The 16,841-nt window shown below is 46.5% G+C and carries 17 protein-coding genes; 10 read left to right on the forward strand and 7 right to left on the reverse strand.

Going from position 1 to position 16,841, the window contains the following annotated elements:
• Positions 1-82 precede the first annotated feature (82 nt).
• A complete protein-coding gene (locus tag AC4IFB_RS02180; RefSeq protein ID WP_490779248.1) occupies positions 83-1,741 on the reverse strand; it encodes a hypothetical protein in 1,659 nt (552 codons plus the stop codon).
• 441 nt (positions 1,742-2,182) lie between these two features.
• Between AC4IFB_RS02180 and AC4IFB_RS02185 the strand changes: the two genes are divergently transcribed.
• Positions 2,183-2,443 carry a hypothetical protein gene (locus tag AC4IFB_RS02185; protein ID WP_490779249.1) on the forward strand — a complete coding sequence of 87 codons (261 nt, stop codon included), beginning with the start codon at positions 2,183-2,185 and terminating at the stop codon, positions 2,441-2,443.
• Between the two features lie 190 nt (positions 2,444-2,633).
• The gene (gene mtgA / locus AC4IFB_RS02190; RefSeq protein WP_490779250.1) at positions 2,634-3,362 is read left to right on the forward strand and encodes a monofunctional biosynthetic peptidoglycan transglycosylase; all 729 of its coding nucleotides are present in this window, start codon (positions 2,634-2,636) and stop codon (positions 3,360-3,362) included.
• 6 nt (positions 3,363-3,368) lie between these two features.
• Here the strand turns inward: mtgA and AC4IFB_RS02195 are convergent, their stop codons facing one another.
• Complete coding sequence (locus tag AC4IFB_RS02195) at positions 3,369-3,791, reverse strand: DUF3617 domain-containing protein (protein WP_490775073.1); 423 nt, start codon at positions 3,789-3,791, stop codon at positions 3,369-3,371.
• Between the two features lie 348 nt (positions 3,792-4,139).
• On the opposite strand from AC4IFB_RS02195, the gene AC4IFB_RS02200 reads away from it, so the two are divergent.
• Positions 4,140-4,946 carry a motility protein A gene (locus AC4IFB_RS02200; protein ID WP_490775074.1) on the forward strand — a complete coding sequence of 269 codons (807 nt, stop codon included), beginning with the start codon at positions 4,140-4,142 and terminating at the stop codon, positions 4,944-4,946.
• A gap of 11 nt (positions 4,947-4,957) precedes the next feature.
• Complete coding sequence (locus AC4IFB_RS02205; RefSeq protein WP_490775075.1) at positions 4,958-5,674, forward strand: OmpA/MotB family protein; 717 nt, start codon at positions 4,958-4,960, stop codon at positions 5,672-5,674.
• A 75-nt stretch (positions 5,675-5,749) separates the two neighbouring features.
• Here AC4IFB_RS02205 and AC4IFB_RS02210 read toward each other — a convergent pair whose 3' ends face one another.
• Complete coding sequence (locus AC4IFB_RS02210) at positions 5,750-7,525, reverse strand: DEAD/DEAH box helicase (protein ID WP_490779251.1); 1,776 nt, start codon at positions 7,523-7,525, stop codon at positions 5,750-5,752.
• A 155-nt stretch (positions 7,526-7,680) separates the two neighbouring features.
• Here AC4IFB_RS02210 and AC4IFB_RS02215 point away from each other — a divergent pair, with 155 nt between their 5' ends.
• Positions 7,681-8,136, forward strand: coding sequence for a YaiI/YqxD family protein (locus AC4IFB_RS02215; protein ID WP_490779252.1), 456 nt, complete (start codon positions 7,681-7,683; stop codon positions 8,134-8,136).
• Here AC4IFB_RS02215 and AC4IFB_RS02220 read toward each other — a convergent pair.
• Genes AC4IFB_RS02220 through AC4IFB_RS02230 form a run of 3 tightly spaced genes read right to left on the reverse strand, consistent with a single transcriptional unit; the run spans position 8,126 to position 10,105 of the window.
• Positions 8,126-8,425, reverse strand: a complete 300-nt coding sequence (locus AC4IFB_RS02220) for a hypothetical protein (protein ID WP_490775078.1) — start codon at positions 8,423-8,425, stop codon at positions 8,126-8,128. The genes AC4IFB_RS02215 and AC4IFB_RS02220 overlap by 11 nt on opposite strands.
• A 3-nt stretch (positions 8,426-8,428) precedes the next feature.
• A complete protein-coding gene (locus tag AC4IFB_RS02225) occupies positions 8,429-9,094 on the reverse strand; it encodes an SCO family protein (protein WP_490779253.1) in 666 nt (221 codons plus the stop codon).
• A 3-nt stretch (positions 9,095-9,097) separates the two neighbouring features.
• Entirely contained in the window at positions 9,098-10,105 is a 1,008-nt protein-coding gene (locus AC4IFB_RS02230) for a COX15/CtaA family protein (RefSeq protein ID WP_490779254.1), read from the reverse strand.
• A 228-nt stretch (positions 10,106-10,333) separates the two neighbouring features.
• Between AC4IFB_RS02230 and AC4IFB_RS02235 the strand changes: the two genes are divergently transcribed.
• From AC4IFB_RS02235 to AC4IFB_RS02255, 5 genes are all read left to right on the forward strand, one after another.
• Positions 10,334-11,737, forward strand: a complete 1,404-nt coding sequence (locus AC4IFB_RS02235) for a cbb3-type cytochrome c oxidase subunit I (protein WP_490779255.1) — start codon at positions 10,334-10,336, stop codon at positions 11,735-11,737.
• 346 nt (positions 11,738-12,083) lie between these two features.
• Positions 12,084-12,362: a hypothetical protein gene (locus tag AC4IFB_RS02240; RefSeq protein ID WP_490779256.1), complete on the forward strand. Its 279-nt coding sequence runs from the start codon at positions 12,084-12,086 to the stop codon at positions 12,360-12,362.
• 431 nt (positions 12,363-12,793) lie between these two features.
• Positions 12,794-14,035, forward strand: a complete 1,242-nt coding sequence (locus AC4IFB_RS02245) for a hypothetical protein (RefSeq protein ID WP_490779257.1) — start codon at positions 12,794-12,796, stop codon at positions 14,033-14,035.
• A 505-nt stretch (positions 14,036-14,540) separates the two neighbouring features.
• On the forward strand, positions 14,541-15,155 hold the full coding sequence (locus AC4IFB_RS02250; RefSeq protein ID WP_490779258.1) for a hypothetical protein: 615 nt from the start codon (positions 14,541-14,543) through the stop codon (positions 15,153-15,155).
• Positions 15,156-15,255: 100 nt separating this feature from the next.
• Positions 15,256-15,522 carry a hypothetical protein gene (locus AC4IFB_RS02255; protein ID WP_490779259.1) on the forward strand — a complete coding sequence of 89 codons (267 nt, stop codon included), beginning with the start codon at positions 15,256-15,258 and terminating at the stop codon, positions 15,520-15,522.
• A gap of 326 nt (positions 15,523-15,848) precedes the next feature.
• Here AC4IFB_RS02255 and AC4IFB_RS02260 read toward each other — a convergent pair whose 3' ends face one another.
• On the reverse strand, positions 15,849-16,778 hold the full coding sequence (locus AC4IFB_RS02260) for a prenyltransferase (protein ID WP_490779260.1): 930 nt from the start codon (positions 16,776-16,778) through the stop codon (positions 15,849-15,851).
• Positions 16,779-16,841 lie beyond the last annotated feature (63 nt).

A 16,841-nucleotide genomic window follows, 5' to 3' on the forward strand; every position in this document is an offset into this window, starting at 1 on the left:
TCGTGTCAGATGCCTAAGAGAAAAAGTCTAGCACTATTCGATGATTATGTGTCATTGAATAGGATAACATCAATCTTACTCATCAGTGGTCTGACTGTTCACCAAATATGGGAAAGCCCTTATTCTTTATCTGTCTCTTCATCGTCTGATCCAGAAATATCACCGGCACGTCAAGTACAACCTGCTTGCAATGTCTGGCCATAACTCTGATCGCTTCCTGTTGGGAGTATCTTGGGCGGGTAGAAAATTCGCCTCGAGTGTCTGTAACAAACCATTTATTCATCTCTCGGCTGATATGCAAACGGGGCTCTTTGGTCGATATTTGGCAGGTTTCAATAACTCCCCCCCAAGGCCTGCATAAACGCTCAAGGTAGCGGGGTATCTCCTCATCGTAGAGGCGCATGATGGGCTTCATCTGCTTTGAGTAATGAGACTCCTGAATATCACTACTAGTCCATGCAATACCATCAACTTCGCTTGTGGCAGCCTCTTGCAGTAGTAGCTTCAGTGATAGACCAATCCACTCTTTTCTAAATGGAGCAGGTGGAATAGAACCGGGCCAGCGGTTTTGATATCCATGCATTGCACCTGACTGATGCCAGTCGCTTTGAATCTCCTCGATGAACAGGAGTTTTCTGCCCTGGGTATCGGTACGTTTTTTAGTTCGAAAATGTAGTAGCACATTACGTGCATTGTAGTGACTGGTGAAGTGTGAAATAGGGTAGTCGGGTAGGGTCACCAGCCACTCACGATAATCCTCTCCGCCGCAGAGCGTCTTGTGTTCATATCGCTGACAGGGTGAGTACTCAACGGGTACTCCGACATGCTGAAGGGCGTGTCGACTTGCGGCCTCAAAGGCTTCCAGTTTTGATTGGAAACGCGGTCTATTTGATACGCTATTGTTGACAGGATTTCCAATAGTATCGAGTACAAACCATTGATCCTTGATGCTCTCGTTTCGGTTAAGCTTGAGCTTTTTTATGAAACCAACTTTATAGTAGTGCATAAGCTCTACATAACGAATGACACAAATTTCATCTGCCTGTGCAATCTTTTTTTCAGAATGAAATGAATTATGAATGCGAGATTGAGGGACTTCGAAAAAGTCGAGTTTGTTACTCTTCTCAGTAGCTAATTCATTGGTTAGAGAGAGACGAATTGCTGAGAAATTGATTGCCGCCAGTAGTTCCCGCCTGGTAGCCGAAGTTCTTTGCTGTTCTTCACATTTAGATAAATAGGCAAGTAACCCAGACCATTTGATCTCCTCTTCACGAATGCCCTGCTTTTTCATATTCAGAAGCGTGTTACGCCATTGCGCAATTGAAGCTCGCCCCATGGGTAGGGCTTCTAGTCTTCTTTTGAGTAAACTGTAGAGGTTGTCAGGATGGTTGAAATGTTGCTCGATCAGAGGTAACTCTTCACTGAAAATACGATGTCTGGTCTGTTCAATGAGTTGCACCTGATTATCTTGAGATAGCCACTCCTTGAAGGTATGTCTGTCGTCAACAGACCAGGATCTTATATTGGATAACTCAGAAAGGGTGTGGCCGGTAAATCGAATTCTAGGATGATAGTGGTAGGGTAGATCCTCAGTCTCTACAGGGTTTGCCACAATATCAACCAGGTCATAAAGCTCATGATGTGCAGTGGAATTATCTATATATCGGTTGAGACGCAAGGCATGATAACGAGCCCTGATATTTGAAATGCCAACAATTAGTCCGCTCGGTAGAGGAATCATTTTCTTTTTACCGCTGTTAACAAAAACCCAATATTTTCTTTATAGCAGTGTCACGGAAACTCTTTAACGGAAGGGGTGTAGGGAAATAGAATATTGTTCTTATTATCAATGAGATATTGAAAATCTCTGTAGAGGATATTATATAGTTCCAGATTCTAATGGCACAATTTCCTCTATATATTCTGGGTTATTTGTATGAATCACTAAATTGGCATCCTGCGAAGGCGTGTTTCAACAAGGGCAGTCGTATTGTGCGGATTAAAGGCGTGGCAAGCGTGGAATTGCACTAAAGCGAAATTTATAATGCAAAGTGGAATATTTAGGGAAGTGAGGAGCCGGTCTGTGGCTTGTTCATAGGTTTCCGCTGCAAGTAAGTAGTAGAATCAATTGTCTAAAAGTAACCTCTGTGACAGTTTTCAGAGTGCTTCACGGAATTGGATAATGAGATTAGAAAAAGATACCTCACTACTGGATCGCTTAGCATTAGGTTTTTTGAACGCTATACTTGGTTTTCTTACTGGCTTAATTCTTTGGTTGGGTATTAACAGTTTGTTTTCTCAAGGTGATTATTGGCTACCTTTTGAATCTGTAATCTGGTTTACGCTGATCATGGCCTTGCTGGGTATGTTTGTGCACGATGCGCTTTTATCAACTTTTTATGCAAGAGTCTGGCATTTTCTGTTTACCTTGTTCAAAAACTAGTGATCAATTCACAGGGAGAATAGAATGACTGAGCACTACCAGGGTAGCTGCCATTGCGGTGCGGTTCGTTTCACCTATCAGGGCGAGAAAATCGAGCGGGGATTGCGCTGCAACTGCTCTATTTGATGGAAAGCACCTGCTTTGAAAAGCCTGACTCGCTGAATATTTATCTAAAAGCCAGAAAACGACATTGGTATCCAGAAAAAAACAGAAACGTGGTGTTTTCAATACTGCCCTCTATTTGATGTTTCAACTCCTGTTTGGATTGGTGCTATTAATGGTGTGCGTAATTCTCTTATTACGCTTTTTTGATCCGCCTATCTGGTCGTGGAAATTACAAAGAGATTTAAACCCTCCCTCAGCATACCCAGCGCAAATTCACCATCGATGGTTGAACCTGAGTCAAATTGCTCCCACTGTTCAACTTGCGGTTATAGCTTCAGAAGATCAGCGCTTTCCATTTCATCATGGGCTCGATATGGAAGCGATTGTCGATGCTTTGGAGGAGGCCGACAGGGGTAAGCGTCTGCGTGGTGCCAGCACGCTCACACAGCAGACAGTTAAAAATCTGTTTCTTTGGCCACAAAGAGATTGGATTAGGAAAGCCCTGGAGGTCGCTCTTGCTCTAATGTTGGAACTGTTATGGGACAAGCAGAGAATTCTAGAGGTCTATCTGAATATTGTGGAGTTTGGGCCTGGGGTGTTTGGTATTGGAGCGGCCAGTGAATATTGGTTTCAGACCACCGCAGATCGCCTGACTGAACAACAAGCAGCAAGACTGGCAGCAGTATTGCCTAATCCATGGCGCTACCAGGCTAACCCACCAACCCCATATGTTGCCGAGCGTTCCCACTGGGTTGAGAGTCAAATGAAGCAGTTGGGATACGCTTGGTTGACTCCAATAACGATAGAGGAGTGATAGCGGTTATTCCTGTTTCTTGCAGGGCCCAACTCTTTTTCCGGTGGTCTTTGATCTCATTTGCATGCCTTGGGAGTTGATATTGATGGTGCCCTCAGCCTGGTCACCAGAATAGGTGATTTGCCCTTGGCTGTTGGTATTCATTCCATCTTGAGAGCAGGTGATATTCCAGGAGACTGTGTCCCCCTCAGTCTTCAGATCAATGGTTTCACATTTTTGTCCCAGCTCACTGTCCTTGGGAACAAAATCTGCTTGAGAGATGCAAGTTGTATAGGTGGCGGGTGGCAGTTGCATCGGCATACCAGGCATATCCATGACAGCAGTCCATTGCCATAGACCTGGATTCATATTGACATCTGATGCTGAACAGAGCGTCGTTAAGCTACTGCTTAATATCGATGAGATAATTACGACTGTTTTTATCTTCATTAGGTTATCCCAAAAAAGTTATGTTCATAGATTCCATTTCTGATTCTGACACCCAGGTGATAGCCCTGGAAATAGATCGAAAGCAGCCACTCTATCCATGAGGTGTTTGGAGGATACTAACCTCAGTAAGGGTCAAAGTGAATTAACAGTTGACTCAGTCGCGTTGTGATTCACATCGGATAGTTGGATTCGATCACACTAATCTCTCTATGCTGGTGGCCTGAGGTGGCTCTGGATTGCTCATCAGTAGAGGGCTTGGCCTATATTTTGCAATGTTTAGGTCATGAATATCTGCCTATAAGTGGCAGATGTTTTCAGATGACCTAAACAATTACCGGGAGAGCTGCATTGGCTGCTTATATCTGGATCGTACTGCTTTCAATTTCTGTTGTTTTATCGGTGACTATTCAGCTGATGGCTCCTGGTTCAGGGATTATTGCCATTATATCCGGGCTGATTCTCGTAGTTGGAGGGACGTTGCTGACTACTGTCATGAGTCACTCGCTCAAGGCTGTTATCGCCATGTGGCAACTGGTCAGCGATTTTAAAAAGCCCAGTGTCGACCAGAATGATGAGGAAGATGAGGCCTTCAGGAGCTTTTTACGGGCGGCAAACTTTTTCCGCCGCGGAGAAATTCGGCCGGCTGAAGCGGTAACTCAAGAGATTTCAGCACCTTTGTTGCGTAGAGGAACTCAGCTGGTTCTGGATGGATTTCCAAGGGATCAAGTCAGTTTGGCTTTGCAGAGACAGATTGCAGAAGATCGGGATCATCTGCGCCGTCCAGCGGATATATTGCGTGCAATGAGTGGTTATGCCCCGGCATTCGGAATGCTTGGTACTTTGCTTGGATTGGTGCAGATGTTGTTCGGTCTCGGTTCAGGTGATCTGTCATCAATAGGTGCAGCGATGGGCTTTGCCATGTTGACCACCGTTTATGGTCTGGTGCTGGCGAATCTGGTGTTCAAACCGATGGCAAGTAAGTTTGAGCAACGTGGACGTCAACTGATCAGTCGTCGTGTGGCACATCTCCAGGCCGTGATGATGCTGTGTGACAAACAACACTCTGAGCTGATCAGGGAGATGATGGATGAGGCCAGTGCCAATCAGGATATCGAGCAGGCAGCGGTTCAGTTGAAACTGGTTGCTTCGCAATAGGGAGGTGTCTCATGGTCTCCCAAAACAGTGATGGTCCTTTGAACAGTATTTCCTGGTACACCTGGGAGGATGATAATAATGATCCAAGCTGGTTATTGACCTATGTCGATGTGCTGAGTGTGATTCTGGCCATGCTGGTTGTTCTGCTTGGTCAAATGGCGGTAAGACAACTGCAACCCATTGAGGAAGAGAATCGAATTGCTGCACCATCTTCGCAAGTCATACCACAAGTAGTACCTCCGCAAACTCAGGTTATACCACCTGAGGATCTGACAGAGAGCATGGCCGACAACTCAGCGGTTTCAAGACTTACCGCTGCAGTAGAGAGTCGATTCGATGATGAAGTGAAGGTGGTACAGAGAGAGTTGGGTGTCTCTTTGGAAATTGCAGACGTTATTCTGTTCCATTCCGGAAAAGCGGAACTGCTCCCTGAGGCACAGCCTGTACTGGGCAAACTCGCCATGATATTGCAGGAGATTGGTGAAGCAGATATCGCCGTTGAGGGACACACGGATGATCGGCCAATCCTGGGCGGGCCATTTCAATCCAATTGGGAGTTGGCCGCTGCCAGAGCCAATGCAGTAACCCGGTTTTTACTGGAGCAGGGGTTCTCTCCAAAGCATCTGCGTTCTGTGAGCTATGCAGATTCTCAACCCGTCGCTGACAATGCAAATGCTGATGGTCGAGCAGAAAATCGACGGGTTAATCTACGTGTCGACTTTTTATAGCTCCTAGGGTCTGTTAACACTAATCCAGTGAATAAGTCTGGAGCTACCAACTCTGGTTGCTAGCTCCAGCTGACTTTACTCTTTCGCTTTAGGTTTGCCTGCTCTGGCAGTATGCTTTTTAGGCTTCCTTTTTTTAGGTTTATCTTTGGTCGCCTTTACATTCCTTTTTTCAGTTTGCTCAAGTCGTGAGATATTGAGACGCTGGCCACAGACCCATGCTTTCTTAAGATCTGAGAAAATTTCTTCAGGCATGCCGGTAGGCAGATCAACCAGACTGAAACTATCTTGTATGTCGATATGGCCGATATGCTCAGCGTCCAGTCCCGCTTCGTTTGCGATTGCACCAACGATATTTCCCGGTTTTACATCGTGGTCATGCCCCACCTCTATGCGAAACCGCTCCAGACCTTTGGGTGCACGGGGCTCTCTCGGGGATCTGGGATTCGTTTGCCTGCTTCTCTCCCGGGGCTTATCTGATCGTGACTGTTGCTCTCTTCTCTCGCGGCTGGCAGGACGCTCCTTTTCAGGTTTCAGTAGCAGGGGTTGGCTACCGAGTGACATCTTTGCAAGTGCTGCAGCAATATCCAGTGCAGGAACATCGTGTTCCTGTTGAAACTGCTCCAAAATTCCCTGCATGAAGTCGAGTTCCTCAGCGGCCAGGGTGTCACTGATACGCTGTTTGAAGTCGGCAATGCGTTTATTGTTGACAGTCTCAGTACTGGGTAAGGTCAACTGGTCGATCTTCTGCCGGGTCGCCTTTTCTATCGCGCCAAGCATGCGTCTCTCTCTCGGGGCCACGAAAAGAATGGCATCACCGGTGCGACCTGCACGTCCTGTTCTGCCTATGCGATGTACATAGGATTCTGTGTCATATGGAATGTCGAAGTTGATGACATGACTGATACGTTCAACATCCAATCCCCGTGCTGCAACATCCGTGGCTACCAGAATGTCCAATGCACCACGTTTTAAACGCTCTACCATCTGCTCTCGCTGCTTTTGAACCATATCACCATTCAATGCGGCTGCACTGTAACCTCGGGCTTCCAGTCGTTGAGCCAGCTCTGCAGTGGCGGTCTTGGTTCGTACGAAGATGATTATGGCATCAAACGGCTCAACTTCGAGTATTCGGGTCAGTGCATCCAGTTTATGCAGTCCCTTGACCAGCCAATAGCGCTGCTTGATGGTATCAGCAGTAGCGGTACGGCTCTTAATTGCGATCTCTTTGGGGTTGTTCAAATGCTGTCGGGCGATATGACGCACTTCTTTAGGCATGGTGGCCGAGAAGAGGGCGATCTGACGTTCAGGAGGAGTTTGACCCAGTATCCACTCCACATCATCGATGAAGCCCATGCGTAACATCTCATCTGCTTCGTCGAGTACCAGTGTCTGAATAGAGTCGAGCTTGAGCGTTCCCTTACGCATATGGTCCATGACCCGGCCAGGTGTGCCAACCACGACATGTACGCCTCGTTTCAGCTGACGAATCTGTCCAGAGTAGTCTTGTCCGCCATAAATTGGCAAAACGTGAAAACCTTTCATTTCAGAGGCGTAACGCTGGAATGCCTCTGCAACCTGGATGGCAAGCTCCCTTGTGGGAGTAAGTACCATGACTTGCACACCTCGCTGTTTGAGGTCCAGACGCGCCAAAAGGGGGAGCGCGAAGGCAGCGGTTTTGCCTGTGCCTGTGGGTGCATGGCCCAGCAGATCATCTCCCTGCAGCAGATACGGAATGGTTTGAGCTTGAATCGGGGAGGGGGTTTCGTAACCCACCTTATCCAGTGCAGTCAACAGCTGGTTGGGTAAATCAAAGTCTTTGAAGCTGCTTGCAGCGGGAAGGTCTTGTGGCATTAAAGGTTCCTGGTGGGAGGGAGCGAAACGGCCATAGGCATGTCCGGACGGTGCAGTATAATGGTCTCTCTATTGATTACAATAGCCGATAATGATAGCGAGCGGCCCACTAGGTGGGTTAATTTAGGGTGATCTGGTGCAATTTTGGAGTAAATATGACACTAAACAGGATATGGGTTGATGCGGATGCCTGTCCGAAGCCCATCAAGGAGATTCTGTTTCGCGCTGCCGATAGAGCAGGTGTATCCCTTGTTTTGGTCGCCAATCAGGCACTACCAGTGCCACCATCAGAGATGATCCGATCGGTACAGGTTTCTGCAGGGTTCGATGTGGCGGATGACTACATCGTGCAACAGGCCGATGCAGGTGACCTGGTGATAACCGCAGATATTCCACTGGCTGCAGAAGTGATTGAAAAAGATTGTCTGGTGCTGACTCCTCGCGGTGAACGCTATACGGTCGAGAATATTCGTCAGCGTCTAACAATGCGTGATTTTCTCGATACCATGCGCGGGAGTGGTGTGGATACCGGGGGGCCGCCAGCGTTCAGTCACGCAGATAGACAAGCCTTCGCTAATCAATTGGATCGGTTGCTGGCAGCTAAATCTTGAATAGATCCTCAGCAGCCTGGCGCAAAGTGTCGTCAGACCTGTCTGTATCATCTGACAGCGGGGTAGGCGTGGGTTCGAACAGCTCACAGAAGTTTGGCTTCTCTTTCTCCAGAACTCTTTCTACTGCCGGTTCTTCGCATTGATTGGGCCTGCTGGGGGCATACCAGCGGCAGTTGCGGCAGACTCGAGTCGGTTTTCCGCAACTGCTGCAGTTGGTCTCCCGACCAAAATCGGCACTCTGTAATGCCTGATCACAGTGCCAGCATTTTCCCATGATCAGATCGTTCATTGCTTATTCGCCTCTGTTTGCATGATCACTGATGGCGAGGAAGTCAGTTGCCATCATCTCGGCATCATGAGGGGGTGTGAAATAGGCGTGAAGTCTACCCTTGGGGCCTACCAGAATAATCGAAGCAGAGTGATCCATAACATAGCCCATTGCACTATCTTCGGTCTCCACCCGCTCATAAAGTATGCCGAGGGGTTTGGTTAACTTTTGTAGTGAGGGTTCCGGTCCGGTGGCGCCAAGAAACTCAGGGTTGAAGTAAGTTACATACTCAGATAGTCGCTCCAGGCTATCCCTTTCAGGGTCAACGGAAACAAATGTAATTTGGTGAGGGGCCGGGGCTTCATTGCTTTTTATCAGATCATTCATCTCACTGAAGAGTGACATGGTGGTTGGGCAGATATCTGGACAATAGGTGTAACCAAAGCTCATAAATGTCCAGTGTCCCAACAGACTCTGATTATCGAATTTTTTGCCGTTATGATCAGTCAGGGAAAAAGAGTTCAGCGATTTCAATTCAGGAAGTAAAGTTGCCTGCTTGGTCTCTACCATGAGAGGCGAACTGACTGGTTCCGCTCTGTTTAGATATACCCACGCCATAACGCCACCGACCAGAGCGATTACAGCGATCAGGGCGGTAAACCCTAGACGGGGTGGTGATTGTTCAGGCATGTTCTATTCCCGTTGTCTTGATATCCAGATCAGAGTCACCAAAATCAATAACAGAATCGCGGCACCACCATTGTGGGCAACAGCAACGGATAGGGGGAGGTGTCCTAACACATTTGTGATCCCGAGAGCGATCTGTATGGTGAGGATTAATGTAAGCAGATATCCAACGCTTTGCAATCCACGTTCAGCCTTATTTCTTGATAACCAAAGCGCTAAAGTACCTAAGATAATTAAGGTTAATAGGGCGCCAAGACGATGAGTGACATGAATTGCCGTTCTTGCTTCGGATTCGAGAACGCCAAATTCATAGTTGATCCCCAGGCCCCGCCAGATGACAAAAGCCTCTTTGAAATCCATCTCAGGCCACCATTGATTGGCGTAGCAGGTTGGAAAGTCTATACAGCCCAAGGCGGCGTAATTGCTGCTCGTCCAACCACCCAGCATGATTTGAATCAGCAGGATAACGAGTGAGAAGTGTATCCAGCGTCGGAGCGGGATTGATGTTGAAACAGTGTGCAGATAATCCACTGGCCTTAACCTGAGCGTCAATAACCATAACAGGGCCAAGGTAGCAAATCCGCCAAGCAGGTGGGCGGTAACTATGGCTGGCTTTACCATCATTGTGACAGTCCACATGCCAAGCAATGCCTGGAACACCACCAGTAATAACAGTATGCCCGGCAGTATTATTGGCTGTCTTGCCATCCGCCGGTTCGACCAGGCGAGCAGGGCGAGAAGTAGGATAAAGAGTCCTAAGCTGCCTGCCATGTAGCGGTGAATCATCTCCTTCCAGGCTTTTTCCTGATCTAAAGGTCTTATGGTTGAGTCCACTTCTGAGGCGTCACTGGGTACCACCATCTGTCCATAGCAACCTGGCCAGTCAGGACAGCCGAGTCCGGCGTCTGAGAGTCTGACAAAAGCTCCGAGCAGCACAACACAAAAAGCCAGCAGGCAAGTCAAAAAGGCGAGACGGTATTGAATTCTAAACAGGGAAGAGGGATCTTTAGGCATAGTTCTCTCAAGGCAATGGGTGATGCTGCCACTTCCGTCCCGAATTGTCTGAAAAACTGATGGATACCGGGTTAATAACAGCAGCGGTCAGCTCATTCCGCCAGTAGCTCGATGCATTAGGAATCAGCCTAATATGAGTTTCAATCAAGAGTCAAACAGTATCTGTTACTATTCAGGATGATGGCTTTCGGCGTAGCGAGCGTCCGGAACCGTATCTGATACTGTTAAATGTCAACAATGTTCGACGGGGGTAATACTGTTTTGATTCATGCTGAGAGTGAGTCCATTGTTATCAATGTCAGCGATGAGCGGCAACGCATACTGGCATTGCGATGGCTGCAGTTGGGGGTACTTGCCTTAGCTTTGGCTGGGCTTTTTGCACTGTTACTTGTTGCTTCCCGAGCGCCAGGCAGTGAACGCTTTTTTCCCTGGATCGATTTTTTTCGAACAGCACTGGTGGTGCATGTGGATCAGTCTGTGCTGATCTGGTTCTTGGCGATGAGCGGGGTTGCATGGTGTTTGACCTCAGTTGCTGAAACCTGGCGACTGGTTCTACAACGTATTGCCTTCTATTCGTCCTTGGGAGGTGCTCTGGGTATTGCGCTGTCTGCATTTACTGGTGACGGCGCGCCATTGATGAATAACTACGTGCCTGTCTTACAACGTCCAGAATTCTTTGTTGCGCTGGGCCTGTTTGGTTTCGGCATTGCTTTACAGGCTTTTACCCGTCTGACTGCAGTAGGATCGATTGCTATTCAGAGGGCAAATATACACCTTCCAAGCCTGGTGACCTGGACCCTCTCTCTTACCATCATAATATCGATCATAGCGCTACTATTGGCCTGGCTACAGATGCCTGCCGAAGTGGATGGTCAGGCTTACTATGAGTATCTCTTTTGGGGGGCAGGGCATACACTCCAGTTTGCCTATACCCAATTGGTCATTCTTGCCTGGTTGTTGCTGGCTGTTAACAGTGGTGCAACATTGCCTGGTAATGCCCGCTGGTATGCCGCTATTCTGATATTAGGGGTTGTTCCAGTATTGTCTACACCACTCATCTATCTGTTGTATGAGAGTGTCAGTCTCGCAGCAAAGGATGCATTCACAGCACAAATGAAATATGGCGGTGGCTTGGCTGTGATTCCTGCAGGTGTTCTAGTTGTCCTGGGACTGTTGCGAAGCAGAGAGGTTGCTACTGTATCAAAACCTCTGCGAGCCTCGCTTTGGATGTCACTCCTGCTATTTTTCTCTGGTGGTGCTATAGCGCTATTCATATCTGGAGTGAATACCATTATCCCAGCCCACTATCATGGTTCGATTGTGGGAGTGACAATCGGATTGATGGGAATGGCCTATCTTGTTCTAACCAAGCTCGGATATCCCGCACCTCAAGGTCGACTGGTGGAGATACAGCCCTGGATATACGGAATAGGGCAGTTGCTCCATATTCTTGGATTGGCAGCCTCTGGCGCCATGGGAATCCAGCGTAAGACAGCTGGTGCTGCTCAGGGGCTGGATAGCCTGTGGGCAAAGGTTGCGATGGGCGTAATGGGGATTGGTGGGCTGTTGGCTGTCATTGGCGGTATTATATTTGTATGGGTAATGATTCGAGCCTTTATGCGGTTCAAGTAAAGCACCCAACTGAATAGCTATCTATTTCTCATCTCCACTTTAACTACCGGGAACTTACTCTCTCCAAAATTTATGGTCATTGTTTTATGTTCTTTTCCATAGAACGTATATTCGGCATATTTTGGGTATCTTTTTTCACCATTGGCGAAAAGAGCGACTATATGTTCTCTGTCGAGGAGCCTTTGAGAAGAAGATCGATTTTGAATAGTTAAAACAGCCCAACGCTCACCGAGTTGGTTGCTCATGAGCAGGTTATTGGAAATCAGAAAATCTCCAAAGTATTACTCGATTTCCTGCCGACTGGGATAAGTATGGACGTAGGGCAGGTCCAATACGAAACGAACAAATGGCGAAAAATGCTGAAGGTCTCGTTGCTGTGTGGGATGGTAAAAGTAGAGGGACACGCAGTATGATCGAGCTGGCATTGAAGCATGGTTTACGTGTCACGATCTTTAGGACGGACACCAACATCGTCGATGAGAAGCACCCAAGCGGTGTCATTGCCGACATATGGGAATATGCTGAAGAGCGTGCAGCATTGAAAGAATACGATGCCGGAATGCTACGCAGAGATGCGGAAAGGGAGGCCGGTGCTGATTCATTAAAGCATTTCAACCGAATGTAGGGGTTACAGGTTGGCACGCCGGTGCCGCGCCTGGTGTAATCTGTGAAAGGCTGGACTTGATCTGGTAGATAGTGTCAGTTTGCGTTTGTTGGTTTGTTAGGATATTGCTGTTTCACTCATTACCTTCCGTTTTCGGCAAAAATCAGGTAATGATTGAAAGACGCAGACCTAAGAAATGCTGCAATGGTAGTGCTGCGAGTAGGATGACCGCCATCCATTGGCTGGAAATATTTACAAAGGTAATTTCGTGGGCTGGTACGTATTCTTCTAAAGATGCTACCTGAATACAGGCTATACACGGGTGTAGATAGAATGGTACAGGGTCAATTAGGATGTCAAAAATACATATGACACGCACACTTGTAAATTCAAAGTAAACGTGTCGTTTTCCTGTGATCCTAATTAGAACCGCATAGGGAGGAGTGGATGTAATGTTTAGCCAGGAAACTTTACTTTGGATCGGCGCTGGTGCTGTCTTATTTTTTATACTTAGGTCAATGTGGCAAGCCTATGTTGACAAGGCAGTAGTTTTGGGTCGCCAAGGCGCGAACATGAATTGGCTACATGTGCGTTTCCAGCAGGAAGATGGATATCGAAACCATGTCCTGGGACGTGAAGGCATGGAAGCGATGATCTCGTTCCAACACAAGAACGTGCATTTGATAAAACCTTGGCGACGAGAGCCCTTTGAAAATTTTGTAGAACTAGAGCGATGGTTAGCAACGGACGCCGGGGAACATGCGGAAAGCGAGCTAAGCGAGATTGTTGAGCTGGTTGTTAAGGAGGCCAATGACCACTGGAGCGAAGCACATCAGCATTTTTTTCAGGAAATAGATGATTTTTACGAATTTCATGGTTATGCCGACCGAGTTGCTTCGCTACAAGCTTCAGATGATCAATTCGCCAGAGCATGTTCTGCGATGCACCTGGCAGCTTTCGATGCCGGCTCATATCCAAAGGTGGCTGCTGCACTCTCCATGGATGCCATTAAAGAATATGAAGTTCGAGGTCGTCAGTCTGCGATTTGCTTCTTACAGGCAGCGGAATCCAATTACATCCAAGAAATGGGCAAACATGACAACACCGGAGTGGATAATACAGATGCAGAGGGAGACATAGATCCAGCTTTCTCAGGAGTTGACGATTATGCTGTAGAAGGAGTCCGCACCTGGCACCCGGTGTTAGATAGAGCGGCTGAAGTCTCCCTGCAATTCATCGTGGACAATAAACTGTTCAACCCCACACTGGGAGACGGAAGTAATCTGAATCTGACTTCCGAGATGCTTACTTTTGCTGTGACTTGCGTATCGAGGATGCACATGGATGATTTCATTCATGACTCCTACTGGAGCACATTCAAGTCGGCAATTGAGCATCGATTGAACAGTGTTGTCGAAGACGAGAGCCCACGAAGCGGCTATAGAGAGGAAAATGGCCGCAAAACGTTCATCTCTTATGCCACTAAATACCGGGCAGAACTGGATGAAATCGAAGATCTTATATTTGAAGAGGGTTGGCTTCCAAAGTCAGAGGAACTAGAACTCATAGGTGATCTCTTCTTAAAGAGACTTGGCGCAAACAACAAAGAAAATAAGGCGAATCTTGTGGAGTATCTTACCAAGTTGGAGACATTCACTGCGAACAGATTACTTGATTTGATCACAGATTATTAAAGTGCGTACATTCTAGAGATGGAGTTATTGTTCTATTTAAAAAGCATGAGTTTGTATGACTAGTATTTGCCTTTTTCCCCTGGTTGCTGAATGGCTTCTTTAGCAGAAAGCGGAATTATGTTTTGAAACACTCTGACATTGAATGTCAAATCAAGTCTGAACTACTACATGTAATTACTCTTCCAGGGCCTCGCGCAGCAGGATATGAATCAGATTCACTGTTATGCTGGATATTTTGAACAAGACGCTCAAATAGGAGATGGCTTTTGAATCAAAACATGGCCGTGTGCTGCATGAAGTCGTGCGCACGACTTTATATAATTACGGCAAGTATCGATCATTGATGAGGTAAGTATGTCATGCTCTATATAGTCAAGCATATCTACTGCGTCGAAACGACATTCAATTACAGAATATGTCCGAATCTAAATAGCTGGGTCTATTTGCAAATCTTGGGTGAGGAAAAGCAACAACTGGTAGCGGATGCCTGGGAAGATTAATTAAAATGAAATACGAAGAATTTATTCAAGAACTTATAACATTAATAGATCAAGCTAATGAAATGTTCGATTTTAAGGAGCGCGATAATAATCCGGTATTTAGAGCGTGGCGTCATAGTGCATCGGATTTGATCCGTAGGATCACAAGAGAAGGGTATGATGTTAATTCAGCGATTAATAGTCGAGTATTCGATATCCGTATGGGATATGGGAATGCGCCAACTCCTAGAGAATGTATAGCTAAATACAATCGGGATCTTCAGGATACTATAAATGAATTCCAAACTATCGTAACCCGATTTAATACTTATGGTGAACCTACGCGCGCTATCAATGATGCCAATAATACGGATAATCTGAGATTGCCCGAAAAAGTAACATATCGTTGGATAAGGGATTATGTTCCAATCCGTCTATGGCTTACGGCAGTAGGTGTTTTGGTGGCAATCTTCTTTGCGGGTGTATATATCGGACAGACGCCTTTCTATAAAAATATCACCACCAAATCAATTCCTAAATCTCAATCTTCCTCTATGTCAGCGAATCCCTCTAATGAGACCATTGCCCTCCCATCAACTCACGAAAAGGTAGATGGAACTAATGTGCCTGTAGATAACTAAAAGCCTACTAAGGCAATCCAACGTCCGATAGGCACCTGTTAGTTATACAGGATATGATAACCTGCACCAGAATCAGATTAACGGTTAGGATACAAATACTATGTACTTGTTCAATCTTGATTATGACAAATTTTGGAAAGAGTCACCTGCTGCCGCAGAAATATTCGAATACAGAGAAAATAACCCTAATGTTAATGACATGCCATATGGGTTTGATCATGGCAGTGTCTCTGATGATCGTAATTCCACATGGGCTGTTTTTTCATGCGTATCGCTGTCAGGTATGGGAAAAGATGTACTTACTATATCCGTATCTATGAAAAACGGCGAAGTCGATAAGATATCACATAGCATAAAGAAGGCATAAGTATCATCATGCTCGGTATCAATGCGCATGGGCGTCTACTCCAGGCCGTTACGCCGAATACTGCTTTTTCTGGGTTTTGCTACTCCTCCAGGGCTTCGCGCAGCAGGATATGAATCAGATTCACTGTTACCAAGTAGAGGGTTGGCCGGGATTCCCACCTAATCCGCCAACATATCACTTATCCTTTTGATATTTTAATATCATTCCAGGAAGTTTTGAAAAATATAAGCTAGGGATTACCCTATCGAAATTATCACACGGGCCACTGGCCAAGCAGAGCTTCAGCGGTATTGCGTATATTGACTTCTATGTGACTGGACTTATCGCTATGCTATATCAATTAATATGCCGAGAAATACCAGAACAGGGGTGATTAGCGTCAGCAATACATTTTTGCCCAGACTGGGTGTCAGAAGATCTGTGGCGCCTTCGTGATCCTTGATCGCACTAAAGATTTGATAAGCGAGCAGGGCTGTAATAAGACTGATCAGCGATGCTGATGGTATTAATCCGAGTAGAACACCGACAATGATTGAAACATAGGCAGCTGCGCAAAAGCTCAAAAACAGCAGAGCTCTCTTTTTAGATTTCAAGGCTATTGCATAGTTATCACGACCAACACTTTTGTCTGGCTCTATATCTGGTATCTGATTGAGCAGTAGTAGATTATTGACAAAGAAAAAAGGTACTAACGAGAGTAAAAGTGCTGTGCTACTGAATTGTCCAGTCAACGAAAAATGTGTTCCTACTACCATCAGTGGTCCAAAACAGAAACCTGACGCGATCAATACCAGAAAACGACTTCGGTTGATCCAGCTGGTATAGGTGATGATGATCAATATACCCAGCAGTCCGATGGGAATCAGCCCCCAGCCAATTACCTGGATCAGATAGAGACCACAACCCAGTGTTATCAGTAGTGATACCACCCCGACTCTTAAGGCATAGGGGGCCAGGTTGGGTTGAAGCACTAATGTGCCACTGCCACCGCTGAAGGGTGTTCGTTCAGTTTTTGCGTCCAAACCAGAATGAAAATCTGTATATTCATTGAGGGCATTGACACTGATATGGGCCATCAGAGCACCCAGAATCACTATTGCAAGCAGATGCCATGAAACCGGGTGTCCAGACAATAGAACGCTTCCTACTCCCAAGGAGACACACACCGGAGTGAGTATCAGAAAGTTCGGTCGGGTCACGCCAATGACTGGAAAAGGTATCATCAGGAATTCTGCCGGATTGTTGTGGTTATTCACTACAGACTACTGCAAAAGCGACCTACAATAAAACACCAATGGCCTAAATATTCCAGTAGAGAA

The sequence above is a fragment of the Candidatus Thiodiazotropha sp. AKIB8 genome, assembly GCF_058244675.1.